The organism is Ideonella lacteola (assembly GCF_038066555.1).
Taxonomy (GTDB): Bacteria; Pseudomonadota; Gammaproteobacteria; order Burkholderiales; family Burkholderiaceae_C; genus Ideonella; species Ideonella lacteola.
Map to the genome: position 1 here is coordinate 114,231 of NZ_JBBUTG010000018.1, position 14,018 is coordinate 128,248.

Genomic DNA, 14,018 nt, shown 5'->3' on the forward strand with positions numbered 1-14,018 from the left:
GACCCGCAGCCGCGGCCCGCCGCAAGCGGGGGAAACCTCCACGTTCCGTTGGCCGCGGAAGCGAGGCCTTCGCCTATGCTGCCGCCCACGCCGCACGGCACGAGTGCGGCACCGCCTCACGCCCCTGCAGTCACCGTGCTCGACGCCCACCTGCCGTTTGTCCACCGCCGCTGGCCATGGTGGGCCGCCTCTCTCGCACTGGTGCTGGGCCTGTTCGTATCGACGACCCTGGGCTGGCAATGGTTCAAGGACCAGCGCGCTCAGCAGGACCACCGCAGTGCCCTCGACGGCCTGTGGCTCGAACAGACCATTCGCTCCACGCTCGACCAGCACCAGCGCATGCTGGTCAATTGGGCGCACGACCTCGCACCGCCCTCGCCCGCCGCACTGGACGAATTCACCAGCCGCATCGACGGCCTGATGAAGGAGCACCCCGCCCTTCTGGCCATCGATTTCGTCGATCGCCAAGGCCGCCGCCTGGCCGGCCTGCCCGCCTACGACCTGAGGCCCAGCCAGCTGCCGCCGCTGAGCGACCCGCTGATCGCCAGCGCCGTCGAGCGTGCCCACACCCTGCAGCGCCCGGCCTACAGCAAGGTGATCGAGCAAGGTGCACCGTTGTGGGTGTTGGCCATCCCGGTGAGCGACGACAACACGGCGCACGGCACCTTGCTGGCCACCTACGACCTCGACCGCCTGCTGGAGCAGGAGGTGCCGTGGTGGTTTGTCCAGCGCTACGACCTGGCCCTGGTCGACCGGCAGAACAAGCGCCTGTCACCGCGCGACGTGTCGCCCTCGCTCGACGTCACCACCGACGGCGTCACCCACCGCCAACTGGGCTTCGGCCCGGCCGATAGCGGCCTGTCGCTGTGGCAGCAGCCACATCCCAGCGGCCACCCGTCCGCACTGCTGGCTGGCCTGGCGGCGGCGGTGGTGGCTTTCGGCTTGCTGATCGTGGCACTGCTTCGGGTGCTGCAGCGTTGGTTGCGCGAGCGTGTGGCCGCCCAGCAGGCCCTGGCCGATGCACTGCAGTTCCGGCAGGCGATGGAGAACTCGCTGCTCACAGCGCTCGTGGCCTTCGGCCGCGATGGTCGCCTCATCTACGCCAACCCGGCCCTGGGGCGCATGCTCGGCCTGGACAACGCCACCCTGGTGAACCAGGTGGCTCCCTTTTCCTTCTGGCCTGGTGAGCCGCATGCCGCCTTGCGCGGCGAATGTGCCGAGGCGCACGAAGCGATGATGCGTGGCCACAGCCCGGCGCACGGACAAGCCCTGACGCTGCAACGTGCCGATGGATCGCTGCTGCCCGTGCGGCTGTTCGCCTCGCCCCTGGTGGGAAGCGATGGGCAGCCCCAAGGCTGGATGGCCTCGCTGCACGACACCACCGCCGAGCACGAGGCCGCACGGGTGGCCCGTGAGCGTGACGAGTTGCTGCAACGCACCGCCCGGCTGGCCAGCCTGGCTGAATTCGCCTCAGGCATTGCGCATGAGCTGAACCAGCCGCTGGCGGCGATCGCCAACTACGCGGCCGTGGCAGACAGCGTGCTCGCCCTGTCGCCGCCGCCTCCCGGCAAGGCGGAAGACGCGGTGGCACGCATCGGCGAAGAAGCGCGCCGCGCCGGCCGCATCGTGCAAAGCCTGCGCGGCTTCATCCAGAAGCGCCGCGTCGAACACCGCCGACACGCGGTGCGGTCCTTGTTGGCAGAGCCCTTGCTGCTGCTCGAGCCGCTGGCCCAGCGCCAGCGCGTGCACATCGGCGTACAGATCGAGGGCGACCCCGAGATCGATGGCGACGGCGTGATGATCGAGCAGGTGCTGCTCAACCTGTTGCGCAATGCGCTGGAGGCCCTGCCCATGGCTGCGCCGAGCACGCAGGCCCCGCACAGCGTACCGCCCCCCGACGCGGTGACGGTGCGGGTGCAGGTGGACGATGACCACGTGGTCGTCAGCGTGGCCGATCGCGGCACCGGGCTGGCCGATCCGGCCCAGCTGTTCCAGCCGTTCTACACCACCAAGTCCGACGGCATGGGGTTGGGCCTGGCCATCTGCCGCACCGTCATCGAGAGCCACGGCGGGCGGCTGTGGGCGAGCGCGCGCGAAGGCGGCGGCACGCTGTTCAGCTTCCGTCTGCCTCTGGCCGATCGCCCGGACGCCGCCCCGCCACTGGCCGAACAACCTGCCGATGCCGAGATCGCCGATGCTGAACGCACCAATGCCGAACGCGCCCAACCCCAACGGCGCCACGAATCCACCGACTTGAACACCGCTGCCGAATGAGCACATCCTCTGCCACCATCGCCCTCATCGACGACGACCCCAGCGTCCGACGGTCACTGGCCATGCTGCTGGACACCCGCGGATGGGCGAGCGTCGAGTTCGAGCGGGCGCAGGATTTTCTCGACGATCCGCAACCCGACCGCTTCGGTTGCCTGGTGCTGGATGTGCGCATCCCGGGCATGAGCGGGTTGGAGCTGTTCGACACGCTCACGCGGCGCGCGCAACGCACGCTGGGCTACCTGCCACCGGTGCTGTTCCTCACCGGCCATGGCGACATCCCGATGGTGGTCCAGGCGCTCAAGCAAGGCGCGGCCGACTTCCTGGAGAAGCCGGCCGACCCGCGCACCCTGGTCGACGCCGTCAGCCGTGCGCTCGCGAGCGACCGCGAGGCGCGCCGCGTGCATGAAGGCCGCGCGGGCCTGGTGGCCTCGATCAACGAGCTGACGCCTCGCGAGCGTGAGGTGCTGGGCGAGATGATCGCGGGCTACCTCAGCAAGCAGATCGCCGCGCACCTGAACATCAGCACCAAGACCGTCGAGGCCCACCGGCTGCGCATCTACCAGAAGTTCAACGTGCACACCAGCATGGAGCTGGCCGCGCGGCTGCGCGATGTGCCCCCCCGCCTCTGGGAAAGCCCGTCGGGCGTCTGACGCTGCATAGCCAACGCCGGGCCGCCCCACGTTTCATCATCCCCGGCGGGTTGGGGGGCGCTCTCAGCCGTCGCGGAACAGGAAGCTGTAGGCATTGAGCGCGGGCACCCCGCCCAGGTGGGCGTACAGCACCCGCGAGCCGGGCGGGAACTCGCCACGGCGCACTTTGTCGATCATGCCCTGCATCGACTTGCCCTCGTAGACGGGGTCGGTCAGCATGCCTTCCTGCCGCGCGCACAGGCGGATCGCCTCCAGCGTGCCGTCGCTCGGCAGGCCGTACTCGGGGCCCCCATAACGGGTGTCGAGCACCACGTCGGCCTCGGTGATGGGGCGGCCGAGCTCGACCAGCTCGGCGGTGTGCCGGGCGATGCGCAGGATCTGCGCGCGGGTCTTCTCCGGCTGGGCCGAGGCATCGATGCCGATCACCCGGTCGGCACGACCGTCGGCCGCGAAGCCCACCACCATCCCCGCCTGGGTGCTGCCGGTCACCGAGCACACCACGATGTAGTCGAACCGGAAGCCCAGCTCGGCTTCCTGGGCCCGCACCTCCTCGGCAAAACCGACGAAGCCCAGCCCACCCAGCGGGTGCTCGGAGCAGCCGGCGGGAATCGGGAAGGGCTTGCCGCCCGCTCGCCGCACATCCTCCATCGCCTGTTCCCAACTGGGTCGGATGCCGATGTCGAATCCCGCCGCGTCCAGCCGGACATCGGCTCCCAGGATGCGTGACATCTCGATGTTGCCCACACGGTCGTACACCGCGTCGGAATAGTTGACCCAGTTCTCCTGCACCAGCACGCACTTCATGCCCAGGTGCGCGGCCACCGCCGCCACCTGCCGCGTCTGGTTCGACTGGATGCCACCGATGGAGACCAGGGTGTCACAACCCTGGGCCAGCGCCTCGGGAATCAGGTATTCCAACTTGCGGGTCTTGTTGCCGCCGAAGGCCAAGCCACTGTTGCAGTCTTCCCGCTTCGCATACAGCTCGACTTCGCCGCCCAGGTGGGCGCTGAGGCGCTGCAGCGGATGGATGGGGGTGGGGCCGAAGGTGAGCGGGTAGCGGGCAAAGCGTTGCAGGTTCATCGCGGGCCTCATGGGTGAGTGGGTCTGGGGTGAATGGCCGTGATGCTAGAAACAAAGTCGATTCACAGGGTTGCGTCTTGGGGCGCCTTCTCACACCATTCGGCACCCTCGAATCCATTTCAAGACCCAACGTTTCATGGCTTCTCCAACTCGCACAACAAAAGTTCGCTCTGCCTCGAAACGCCCGAGGCCGGCAGAAACGCGCGAAGCGACGGCCCCGATCGACCGCATCGACAAGGCCATCCTTCGGCAGCTGCAACGCGACGCTTCGTTGTCGAACGTGGCGCTGTCAGCCAAGGTGAACCTGAGCCCGCCCGCCTGCCTGCGGCGCGTCGAGCGGCTCAAGCAGATGGGGCTCATCACCGGCATCGTGGCGCTGCTGAATCCGCGTGCGCTGGATGCCGGCATGCTGGTGATGATCGGCGTCGTGCTGGACCGGTCCACGCCCGAGTCGTTTGCCCACTTCGAAAAGGCCGCGGCCAAGGTCTCGGGTTGCATGGAGTGCCACGTGGTGACGGGTGAGTTCGACTACTTCATGCTGATCCGCACGCGTGACAACGACAGCTTCAACCAACTGCATGCCGAGCAGTTGCTGCACCTGCCGGGCGTGCGCCAGATACGCTCGTTTCTCGTGCTCAAGCAGGTGCTGTCGACGACCCAGTTTCCGATCTGACGCGCGTCGGCGGCGGCGCACTCATCACCACCGTTCGCCGCTAACCATTCATCGGCGCCCGCCCATGCGGCGCAGCAACGGCGCCACGGCCTCGGCCGCACGCCGCAACGATGTGTCGTCGTAGCCGGCGTAGCCAAACAGCCTGCCACGCCGCTGCGTCTCGATGGCGTAGCGCGACAAGGGCGGCAGCATCACCCCGGCCTCCATCGCGCGGGCCGACACCTGGTGATCGGCCGAACCGGCGCGCACTTCGTGCAGCAGATGCAGGCCGTGGTGTTGCGCGTGCAACTGCAGCGCACCGTCGCTGAGTTCCGCCAGCAGCCGCCTCAGCCTGGCCTGACGCGCGGGATAGAGATCGCGCATGCGGTTCAGATGCCGCAGCAGATGGCCTTCGGCGATGAAGCGGGCCAGCACCGCCTGCGTGTCGCCCGGTGCGTGCCGATCGACCACCGCGCGGGCCATCGCGAACGCCGGCACCAACGACACCGGCAGCACGATGAAACCCAAGCGCAGCCCCGGGTGCAGCGCCTTGGAGAAGGTGCCCACGTACAGCACCCGGTCGGCCTGCAACAGGCTGGCCATCGCGGGCAGCCGATGCGCGCCGTACTGGAACTCGCCGTCGTAGTCGTCTTCCACCACCCAGCCATCGTGGCGGTGGGCCCAGATCATCAAGGCCAGGCGTCGGGCCAGGCTCATGCGAACGCCCGTCGGGAACTGGCAGCCCGGCGTGGCCACCACCAGACGCGCGCGCGGCCAACGTTCGGCACCCTGATCGATGTCCAGGCCCTCATCGTCCAGCGGCACGGGCCGGGTCTGGGCGCCTTGGCCCATCAACGCCGCCCGGATGCCAGGGTAGCCCGGGTCTTCCACCATCACCTCGTCGCCCGGGTCGAGCAACAGCCGCCCGATCAGGTCGAGCGCCTGCTGCGAACCCGAGCACACCAGCACCTGCGCGGCATCGCAGCGCAGCCCGCGAGAGGCCCACAGCCACTGCGCGATCGCCTCGCGCAGCGGCGGCCAGCCGGCCGGGTCCAGGTACTGGGCCAGCGACTGTCGCTCTGACGCCGACACCTGACGAGACAGCCTATCCCACACCGCGTACGGAAAGGTCTGCACCTCGGGCGCACCGATGCGAAAAGGCTTCGCCGCCTGGGTGGGAGGCAGCCAACGCAAAGCGATGTCGGCAATCGCCTGGCCGCGGCGCGACAACACCGGTGCCATCGCTCGAACCGCGCGACGCCACGCGACCGGGGGCCCGAAACCCTCGGCCACGAAACTGCCGCGCCCCACATGCGCCACCACATAGCCCTCGGCCCGCAGGCGCTCCATCGCCCACAGCACGGTGTTGCGGGAAACACCCAGCAGCGAGGCCTGTTCGCGCGTGGGTGGCAGGCGGGCGCCGGGGGGCAGGTTCCCGTGCTCGATGGCGCTGCGCAGCTGGCGATAGACCTGCAGCCGAAGGGGCACATCCGGTGCCAGCGTGGGGGCCACGGGCGGGATGACCCGCGAGCTCCGCCCCACCGGCGGGGCCGCGGAGGCGGTGATGGCCGGGTGCCTCACCCGCGACTTGGCCCTGTGTGTCATGGCCGATTGGCTCCTTCCGGCTACAGCTTACCGCGTAAGCTGAAGGGCCAATTCACCGAAACCGGGCGCATCGCCGTCCGCTCCTCCCATGGCCGACTACACCGCCCGCGTGCTCTGGCAGCGCCAGCCGGACGAGCCCTTCACCGACCAGCGCTACCACCGTCGACACCTGTTGCGGTTCGATGGGGGCGCCGAGGTGGCGGGCTCGTCCTCACCGCATTCGGTGCCCCTGCCCTACTCCGACCCCAGCGCCGTCGACCCCGAGGAGGCCCTGGTGGCGGCCGTGTCCAGCTGCCACATGCTGTGGTTCCTGTCGCTGGCCGCACGCGCCGGCTTCGTGGTGGACGACTACCGCGACGACGCCACCGGCACGATGGCCCGCAACGGCCAGGGCCGACTGGCCATCACCACCATCACGCTGCGGCCTGCCGTGCGCTTTGCGGGTGAGGCACCCGACACCGACACGCTCACGCGCTTGCACCACCAGGCACATGACGAGTGCTACATCGCCCACTCGGTCACCGCCGATGTGCGTTGTGAACCCCAGGTGGCCTGAACCAGCCCGAGGCGCCCCCCATGCACATGCCCCACTTCAAGCACGACCGGCCAGAGGACTGGCAGGCCCTGATGGCCGCCCACCCGCTGGGCACCTGGTTCAGCACCAGCGGCGCAGAGCTGCGCGCCGATCACGTGCCCTTCTTGTTTGACGCGAGCCACGGCGCCCACGGCGCGCTGCGCGCCCATGTCTCCCGTGCCAATCCGGTCTGGCGCACACCGGGCCAGAGCCTGGTGGTGTTCCAGGGCCCGCAGGCCTACGTGTCGCCGGGCTGGTACGCCAGCAAGCGCGAACACGGCAAGGTGGTGCCCACCTGGAACTACGCGGTGGTGCATGTGCATGGCCGGTCTCGTGCCTTTGACGGCCGCGATGAGCTGCTGGCGCTGGTCGAGCGCCTCACCGACACGCACGAGGCTCGGCAAGCCGCGCCGTGGCGGGTGTCGGATGCGCCGGCTGCCTACATCGATCAGTTGCTGCGGGCCATCGTCGGTATCGAGATCACCATCGACCGCATCGAAGGTCGGTGGAAGATGAGCCAGAACCGAAGCGAGGCGGACCGACAAGGTGTGCATGCCGGACTGCACCAGGCGGGCAGTGAGGAAGGCCGTGACGTCGCTGCCTGGGTGGTCGACCCGCGGCTGACACGCTGACACCCCGAGAGTCGGCGCTCGCCGTGTCAGTGCACCTTGCTCGCCGAGCCGAACTCGGGAAACTGCGCAGCGTACTTGTCGATCCACTCGGCGGCGGCTTCGTCCATGTCGAGCTCCCGGCCTTCGGTGCGCAGCACCGCGCGCCGGTAGTCCTCGATGTGGCACAGCTGCTCGACCATGCGGGCGCGGAAGGCATCGTCCGCATCGAGGAAGGTGACCCCAAGCTCGTAGCCGCTGAGCGGATGCGGCTTGCACCAGGCCACCCTGGCATGGGCGTGGAACGGCGGCTGCACACAACCGATGCTGATGTCGACCATCGAGCCGGGCTTCACCTCGGAGCCGGATCGAAAGGCCAGCCCGCCCAGGCTGATGTCGTGCGTGTAGTAGCCCGACGGCGACGCTTCGTCACCAATGTCGATCTCGACGGGGACATCGATCGGGTGTCGAATGAACTGGCGCATGCCAACATCCTCCGGGTGGCTTGCATGCACTGAGGATACGCCCTGGACCGTCGCCGGCAGAACCCCTGAATCAGGGACTGAAGTGGGGCTTTTCGATCGACCGAGAGCGGCGTCTGCTCAAGCGCCAGCCGACGCACTCGACCGACGTGCGGCACAGCGACCCGCGAGGTAGGTCCACACGAAGTGGGCCGCTGCGTACGAGGTGAGTTCGGCATGGTCGTAGGGGGGCGCCACCTCGACGCAATCCATGCCCACGAAGTCGAGATCGGCCAGCTCTTCCAGCAGCGTGAGCACCTGGTTCGTCGTCATGCCGCCCGGCTCCGGCGTGCCCGTGCCTGGCGCGAAAGCCGGGTCGAGGCAATCGATGTCGAGGCTCAGGTACAGCGGCGGGTTCCCGTGCTCGCGCAGGCGCTCACGGATGACGGCGATGACGCCGGCCAGTTGCTCGCTGTTTTCGCGGCCCCGCAGGTCACGGGCCGTGAAGATCTGGCCGCCCTGGTCACGCACGTAGTCGCGCGCCGCGCGCTCGCCCGACGAGCGGATGCCGATCTGGGTGAAACAGGCCGGCACCACCAGGCCCTCCTGGAACGCTTCGTACACCCAGGTGCCGTGGCCGCTGGGTTCGCCGAAGTGGTCGGTCCAGGTGTCGCAATGCGCATCGAAGTGGATCACCGCCAGCGGCCGGCCCCAACGCGCTCGGTGCGCCCGCAGGATCGGCAGCGTGATCGAGTGATCGCCGCCCAACCACACCATGTGCTGACGATCGAGCAGCGCGGGCAATTGCGGTGCCAGGGCCGCGCGCATGCCCTCGATGCCGGTGTTGGGCAGCGGCAGGTCGCCGTGGTCATCCAGCATCTCGGCGGGGCTGAGGTCGAACACCGGATGGATCGCATCGCACAGCATGTGGCTGGCCTCGCGGATCGCCCGAGGCCCGAAGCGCGCCCCGGGCCGATTGGTGGTCGAGCCATCCCAGGCCATGCCCGCGAGCCCGAAAGGCCGCGGCTGGCCAGAGGAGGCGGGCACTTTGAGAAAGGTCGAAGCCGAGAGGAAGGCGAACTGGGTCATGTCGTCACGAATGAGGTGGGAGCCACCGGCTCTGGCAACATGCCAAGCGACGAGGCCCGCCGAGACTAGCCCAACCCGCTTGCAGCACCCATGACGCGACGCGCAAGTTCACTTGACCCTGGCAACGCCTTCGCGGGCGACGCGGCGCGTCGGTTGGCACCGATCGACGAGGCCGAATTGAGGCAACTGCGCCTGTTCTGCGTGGTGGTGGCTGCCGGCGGCTTCTCCGCCGCCACCGCCGAGTTGCAGGCCGACCTGTCGACGATCAGCCGCCAATTCAAAGAGCTGGAGACGCGCGCCGGCGTGAAACTGGCGCAACGCGGTCGCGGCGGATTCGCGCTGACCCCGGCGGGTGAGCAACTGCACCACGCCGCACAGGCCTTGCTGGGCTCCTGGCAGGGCTTTCGCGAGCAACTGGCCACCCTCGACGGCACCAGTGCGCCGCAGCTTCGGCTGGGCATCGTGGACGGGCTGTGGACGGCACCCGGCGCCCCCCTGCCGCGGGCCCTGGCCGCCTGCGTGAAGACGCTGCCCAGGCTGCGGCTGCACCTGCACTCGCTGCGCCCCATCGAGATCGAGCGGCGCATCCTCGCCGGTGAGCTGGAGGCCGGCGTGCTCGCCTCTCATCCGCCTGCGGCCGGGCTGCAACAGCACACGCTCTATGCCGAAGCGAACAGCCTGTACGTGGCGCCCGGCCACCCCTGGTTCGAGCGCGCCGACGAGGGCATCACACGCCAGCATCTGACCGAGATCGACGTGGTCTGCGACCCGTACTCGGTGGACCTGCCGGCGTCGAGCCGCCTGGTGTCTGGCCCCGGCGCGCCACGAGCGGACAGCATCGAAGCCGGTGCGCTGCTGGTGGCCAGCGGCTGCTATGCGGGCTTCCTGCCCGACCACTACGTGCAGGCCAGCCCTTTCGGCGCCAGCTGGCGACGCGTCCACCCTGCCCTCTTCAGCTATCGGCAGGACATCGTCCTGTGCTGCCGACGCGGCCAGGTCGAGGCACCGGTGCGAACACTGCTTCGGGCCCTGGCCCCGTGAAACGGAAAAACCGGATGTTCGCCGGCGATGGACAGGGCCTACACTGCCAGTTCAACGGCACCTCGACGTGCCGCGTCAGGGAGAAAACCATGAACCGCCTGAAGAGTACGCGCCGGGCGCCGGGCCGCCCCACCGGGGTCCCCCGAGCCCTTGGGGCCCTTTCGACACTCTTGGCACCGTGGGCCATCGCCCATGGCGCCACGTTGTCGGCCATGGCCGATCAATACCTCGATTTCAACGACAACCTGGTTCCACCCGGCTGGAAGCTGCGCAGGCAAAGTGACAGCGGGCCCTGCGGCGTGGGCCACCACCGCTTCTTCGCCGGCCAAACCAACGGTGCCTGCACCCTGAGCTCGTCACTGGAAGTCGCGCCGGGCACCGGCACGTTGACGGTGGCCTGGAAGGGCAATCTGCAGCACGACGGACATGCGCACCACCAGGAGGTGACGCTCTCGACGCCGACCGGCAGCGGCATCGTGGTGAGGGTGGCGCCGAGCTCGACACCCGGCAGCCAGGCCGGCTTTCTGACCGTGATCAGCGACAACATGGGGGAGGTCTTGCAGTTCTCCACCTGGCCCGACGGCACCTACCACTTCCACCTGCGCGTGACCCAGAACCAGTTGCGCTTCACTGGCCGCGTGGATGGCCGGCGGGCGATCGACTATTCGCGCCAGCTCATATCGGTCAAGCCCGACCAGATCAAGCGCGTGCAGCTGGGTGTCGAGCAATCGATCGGCGAAGACCAGTGGATGGACAACGTGTCCATCAAGCAGCGGCCCTGATCGCAGGCGCGTCGCTCGCCCGCCCGGCCGCGCGGTGCGAGGCCCCCGGCGAAGTGGCGTGACACCTCAGCGTGCCCGGGCGAGGCGTTTCAGCCCTCGTCGACCACCGGGTTGCGCAGCAGGCCGATGCCCTCGATCTCCACGTCGCAGACATCGCCCGCTTTCATCCACACGGGTGGCCGGCGGCCCATGCCGACACCGGCCGGCGTGCCGGTGATGATCATGTCGCCGGGCTGAAGGGTCATCACTTCGGAACAAGCGGCCACCAGCGCCGCGACGTCGAACACCATGTCCGCCGTGTTGCCGTCCTGCAGCGCCTGGCCGTTCAGACGGCACTGGATGCGCAGACCCGACGCGCCCGGGGGCAGTTCGTCGGCCGTGACGAACTCGGGGCCAAAGGCGCCTGTGGCGTCGAAGTTCTTGCCCAGCAGCCACTGCGGCGTGCGCAACTGTCGATCCCGGATGGAACCGTCGTTGAAGACCGAATAGCCGGCGACGTGGGCCAAGGCATCGGCGGCGTGGATGTGTCGGCCGGCACGGCCGATGACGGCCACCAACTCAGCTTCGTAGTCGAGCTGCTCGGATGCCCGCGGTCGCACCAGGGCCTGCCCGTGCGCCACCCATGATGACGGGTAGCGTTGGAAGACCACCGGGAACTTCGGCAGCTCAAAGCCACTTTCAGCCGCGTGATCACGGTAGTTCAGGCCCACGGCCAGGGCCTTCCCGGGATGTTGCAGCGGTGGCAGATGCGTGATGCCCGCCACAGGGCGCCGCGGCGCCGTGCCCAACACCGCCCGTGCGGCCTCGAAGCCCGTCGGCCCCTGGCGCAACAGTTCGTCCAGCGTGGCCGGCAGGCCCGCCGCCGTCAGGTCGACCAGCTCGTCGCCCAAACGGGCACCCAGCGCCGGCTGGCCGTGGCGATCGGCAAACGCAAGCAGTCTCATCGCAGCATCCCCACCAGGGCCCACGCCCGAACACCACAGGATGATGCCTCAGCCGGCCGCTGACCGTTCGCCCACCGACCGTCAGCCCGCCTCGTCGCGATAGCGGGCTTGTTCCGCCGGCCTCAGGCGCTGCCGCGCGATGCGCCACACCTCGGCCCTCTCGTCGGCACTGGAGGGCGCCAGGCGGACCACCAATGCGCCAGGTTCGAACCCAATGGCAACGTGATCCTGATCGTGATCGATGCCGTTGCACTCCGCGGCGGCCTCGGCATCGGCCCGGTCGTCATCGTCCGCCTGGCAAAGTGCGGCCGCCTCGGGCAGTGGGGCCACCCAGGCCCGCACCTTGCCGGGCTTCACCGGTTTCGAGGTGTCGACCCTCACCAGCGACAGCCGTCCGGAGTGCCAGTCGAGCACCGCCAACTCACCCCCGTTGGGCGACCACACCAGCCGAGACTTCATGACGTGCCGATCGCGTGGATCGTCCACCTGGGTTGGCCGCGCCAATTCACGCGCGGACAGCGGATACAGCGCGACGCCCGGCTCCAGGCGATCGAGATCGTCTGCCTTCATCGCGGCCGCGGTGTCCGCCTTCGAGTAAGACGGCCGATTCGCCCGCGGCGTCGCCAACACGTCGTACAGGCGATATTGGCTTTCGCCGGGCGCCGCGAACGGGGCGGGATAGAAGCGTTCAAACGCGATGCGCCGTCCATCCGGCGAGGCCGACACATACTGGCCCCAGAAGCTGTCGATCGTCTCGCCCGTGTTCAGGTTGAACACCGCCACTTCGCCGCGCAGGCTGTGGTTGCCCCATGAGCAGACCACCAAGCGCCCCTCGACCACCCACATGCGGTGGACCACGCCAACGACGCTCGACAACTCGAACACCCGCTGCCGACGGCCCGGCCCGTTGGCGCTAACCTTTAGCGGCCCGTCGTCCTCCGGCAGCAAGACGCGCAGCTCGAAGCCCTGGCTGCGGACCGGTGTCTTCACCCCATAGGTCGCGTGTCTCATGTCGAACACGCTATCCGCGCGGCAGAACTCTAAGCAACATCGCTGCTGGCGCCGTGAAGTCATCCGGTCGAGTTCCGGGACGGCTGTCAGCGGCCGACTCGACCGAACGGAGTCTGCGGCGGGTTTGGCGAGGCGATTGTGTGCGTATTGCGGGCGTGTTCTGGGCGCATTTATGGCCTTTCAGGCAGCCATCGTTGCCATGCGCCGTAGGTTCAGCGCCATGCACACGAGCTTCCACTCCGCTCGCACGCGGTGCAGCCCCCGCAGGCTGAACTGTCGCAACCCCAGCACGTTCTTGATCCAGCCGTTGGGCGGCTCGGCGATCCACTTGCGCTTGCGGTAGGCCGCTTTGCCTTGATCGGTCCGCAGCTTGGCGGCCATCGCTGCGGTATGCGGGTACTGCTGGGCGTCGACCTCTGCATGATCCTTGCCTTCGCGGCCCATCGCCACCATCACCTCGATCTGCGCGTTGCGTAGGTTGTCTTCGCTGCGGTAGCCCGCGTCGGCCAGGCCGAGTTCGGGCAGCTCGCCCAGGTTGTCCTTGACCGCCTGGATCATCGGCAGCAGCCAGTTCGCATCTGCAGCGCAGTTGTCCAACTCTGCCGCCACGACGATGTGCGCCGCCTCGTCCACCGCGGTCTGCGCGTTGTACGCTGGGTCGAACCCGCCGCCGGCTCGCTTCATGATGCGGCTGTCCGGGTCGGTGAAGTTCTCCTGCGCCTTGTCCTCGGGCACGCCGAACTCGCGCTTGTAGCGCCTATCCTTGGGTTTGCCATCGGGACCTCGCGGGCGTCGGTCGTCGTCGTCGCTGCGGCCTCGCTCAAGGTCCGCTTCGCGCTGGCTTTGCTCCAGGCGCTCTCGGGCTTGGCGGATGGCAGCCAGCCGCACCTCGCGCCGCTCGATCTCGGCAGGCAGGTCCAGCTCCGGCTCATCGGCTTCGTCCTCGTCGGTGGCCTTGGCGCGCGCCAGCAGCGCATCGATCTGCGCCTTGAGTTCGGCTTCAGCCTGCTTCATGCGCTCGTAGCTCATGGCTTTGTGGCGGCTGGCGTTGGCCTTCACCTTGGTGCCGTCGATGGCCACCGTCCCCAGCCTGACCAGACCCATCTCGCGGGCGAGCCTGACCACCTGCACGAACAGATCCGACAGCTCCTTCAGATGAAACGCCCTGAAGTCGCAGATCGTGCGGTGGCGGGGGAAGTTGCCCGCCGCCAGCATCCGAAACGCCAGGTCCTCATGCAGCCGGCGCT

The 14,018-nt window shown here is 68.6% G+C and carries 14 protein-coding genes; 7 read left to right on the top strand and 7 right to left on the bottom strand.

Going from position 1 to position 14,018, the window contains the following annotated elements:
- Positions 1-75 precede the first annotated feature (75 nt).
- Both AACH06_RS22650 and AACH06_RS22655 read left to right on the top strand, forming a co-directional pair.
- Positions 76-2,274 (top strand): ATP-binding protein, encoded by a 2,199-nt coding sequence (locus AACH06_RS22650; RefSeq protein WP_341428056.1) that lies wholly within the window; start codon positions 76-78, stop codon positions 2,272-2,274.
- Positions 2,271-2,924, top strand: a complete 654-nt coding sequence (locus AACH06_RS22655; RefSeq protein WP_341428057.1) for a response regulator transcription factor — start codon at positions 2,271-2,273, stop codon at positions 2,922-2,924. The genes AACH06_RS22650 and AACH06_RS22655 overlap by 4 nt, the downstream gene beginning before the upstream one ends.
- A 63-nt stretch (positions 2,925-2,987) precedes the next feature.
- Here AACH06_RS22655 and AACH06_RS22660 read toward each other — a convergent pair whose 3' ends face one another.
- A complete protein-coding gene (locus AACH06_RS22660; RefSeq protein ID WP_341428058.1) occupies positions 2,988-4,004 on the bottom strand; it encodes a 1-aminocyclopropane-1-carboxylate deaminase in 1,017 nt (338 codons plus the stop codon).
- 136 nt (positions 4,005-4,140) lie between these two features.
- On the opposite strand from AACH06_RS22660, the gene AACH06_RS22665 reads away from it, so the two are divergent.
- On the top strand, positions 4,141-4,677 hold the full coding sequence (locus AACH06_RS22665) for an Lrp/AsnC family transcriptional regulator (protein ID WP_341428059.1): 537 nt from the start codon (positions 4,141-4,143) through the stop codon (positions 4,675-4,677).
- A 48-nt stretch (positions 4,678-4,725) separates the two neighbouring features.
- Here AACH06_RS22665 and pdxR read toward each other — a convergent pair whose 3' ends face one another.
- A complete protein-coding gene (pdxR, locus tag AACH06_RS22670) occupies positions 4,726-6,261 on the bottom strand; it encodes a MocR-like pyridoxine biosynthesis transcription factor PdxR (protein WP_341428060.1) in 1,536 nt (511 codons plus the stop codon).
- Positions 6,262-6,349: 88 nt separating this feature from the next.
- Between pdxR and AACH06_RS22675 the strand changes: the two genes are divergently transcribed.
- Positions 6,350-6,817: an OsmC family protein gene (locus AACH06_RS22675; RefSeq protein WP_341428061.1), complete on the top strand. Its 468-nt coding sequence runs from the start codon at positions 6,350-6,352 to the stop codon at positions 6,815-6,817.
- Between the two features lie 20 nt (positions 6,818-6,837).
- On the top strand, positions 6,838-7,467 hold the full coding sequence (locus AACH06_RS22680; RefSeq protein ID WP_341428062.1) for an FMN-binding negative transcriptional regulator: 630 nt from the start codon (positions 6,838-6,840) through the stop codon (positions 7,465-7,467).
- Between the two features lie 26 nt (positions 7,468-7,493).
- Here the strand turns inward: AACH06_RS22680 and AACH06_RS22685 are convergent, their stop codons facing one another.
- Both AACH06_RS22685 and speB read right to left on the bottom strand, forming a co-directional pair.
- On the bottom strand, positions 7,494-7,928 hold the full coding sequence (locus tag AACH06_RS22685) for a PilZ domain-containing protein (protein ID WP_341428063.1): 435 nt from the start codon (positions 7,926-7,928) through the stop codon (positions 7,494-7,496).
- Between the two features lie 117 nt (positions 7,929-8,045).
- Complete coding sequence (gene speB / locus AACH06_RS22690) at positions 8,046-8,993, bottom strand: agmatinase (RefSeq protein ID WP_341428064.1); 948 nt, start codon at positions 8,991-8,993, stop codon at positions 8,046-8,048.
- A gap of 90 nt (positions 8,994-9,083) precedes the next feature.
- Here speB and AACH06_RS22695 point away from each other — a divergent pair, with 90 nt between their 5' ends.
- Both AACH06_RS22695 and AACH06_RS22700 read left to right on the top strand, forming a co-directional pair.
- Positions 9,084-10,034: a LysR family transcriptional regulator gene (locus AACH06_RS22695; protein WP_341428065.1), complete on the top strand. Its 951-nt coding sequence runs from the start codon at positions 9,084-9,086 to the stop codon at positions 10,032-10,034.
- Positions 10,035-10,123: 89 nt separating this feature from the next.
- Positions 10,124-10,816, top strand: a complete 693-nt coding sequence (locus AACH06_RS22700) for a hypothetical protein (protein ID WP_341428066.1) — start codon at positions 10,124-10,126, stop codon at positions 10,814-10,816.
- 89 nt (positions 10,817-10,905) lie between these two features.
- On the opposite strand, the gene AACH06_RS22705 is transcribed toward AACH06_RS22700, so the two are convergent.
- The 3 genes from AACH06_RS22705 to AACH06_RS22715 form a co-directional block, all read right to left on the bottom strand.
- Positions 10,906-11,760 (bottom strand): fumarylacetoacetate hydrolase family protein, encoded by an 855-nt coding sequence (locus AACH06_RS22705; protein WP_341428067.1) that lies wholly within the window; start codon positions 11,758-11,760, stop codon positions 10,906-10,908.
- 81 nt (positions 11,761-11,841) lie between these two features.
- Positions 11,842-12,771: a hypothetical protein gene (locus AACH06_RS22710; protein WP_341428068.1), complete on the bottom strand. Its 930-nt coding sequence runs from the start codon at positions 12,769-12,771 to the stop codon at positions 11,842-11,844.
- Between the two features lie 180 nt (positions 12,772-12,951).
- The coding region (locus tag AACH06_RS22715; protein WP_341428069.1) for a transposase at positions 12,952-14,018 on the bottom strand (1,067 nt) is incomplete at its 5' end.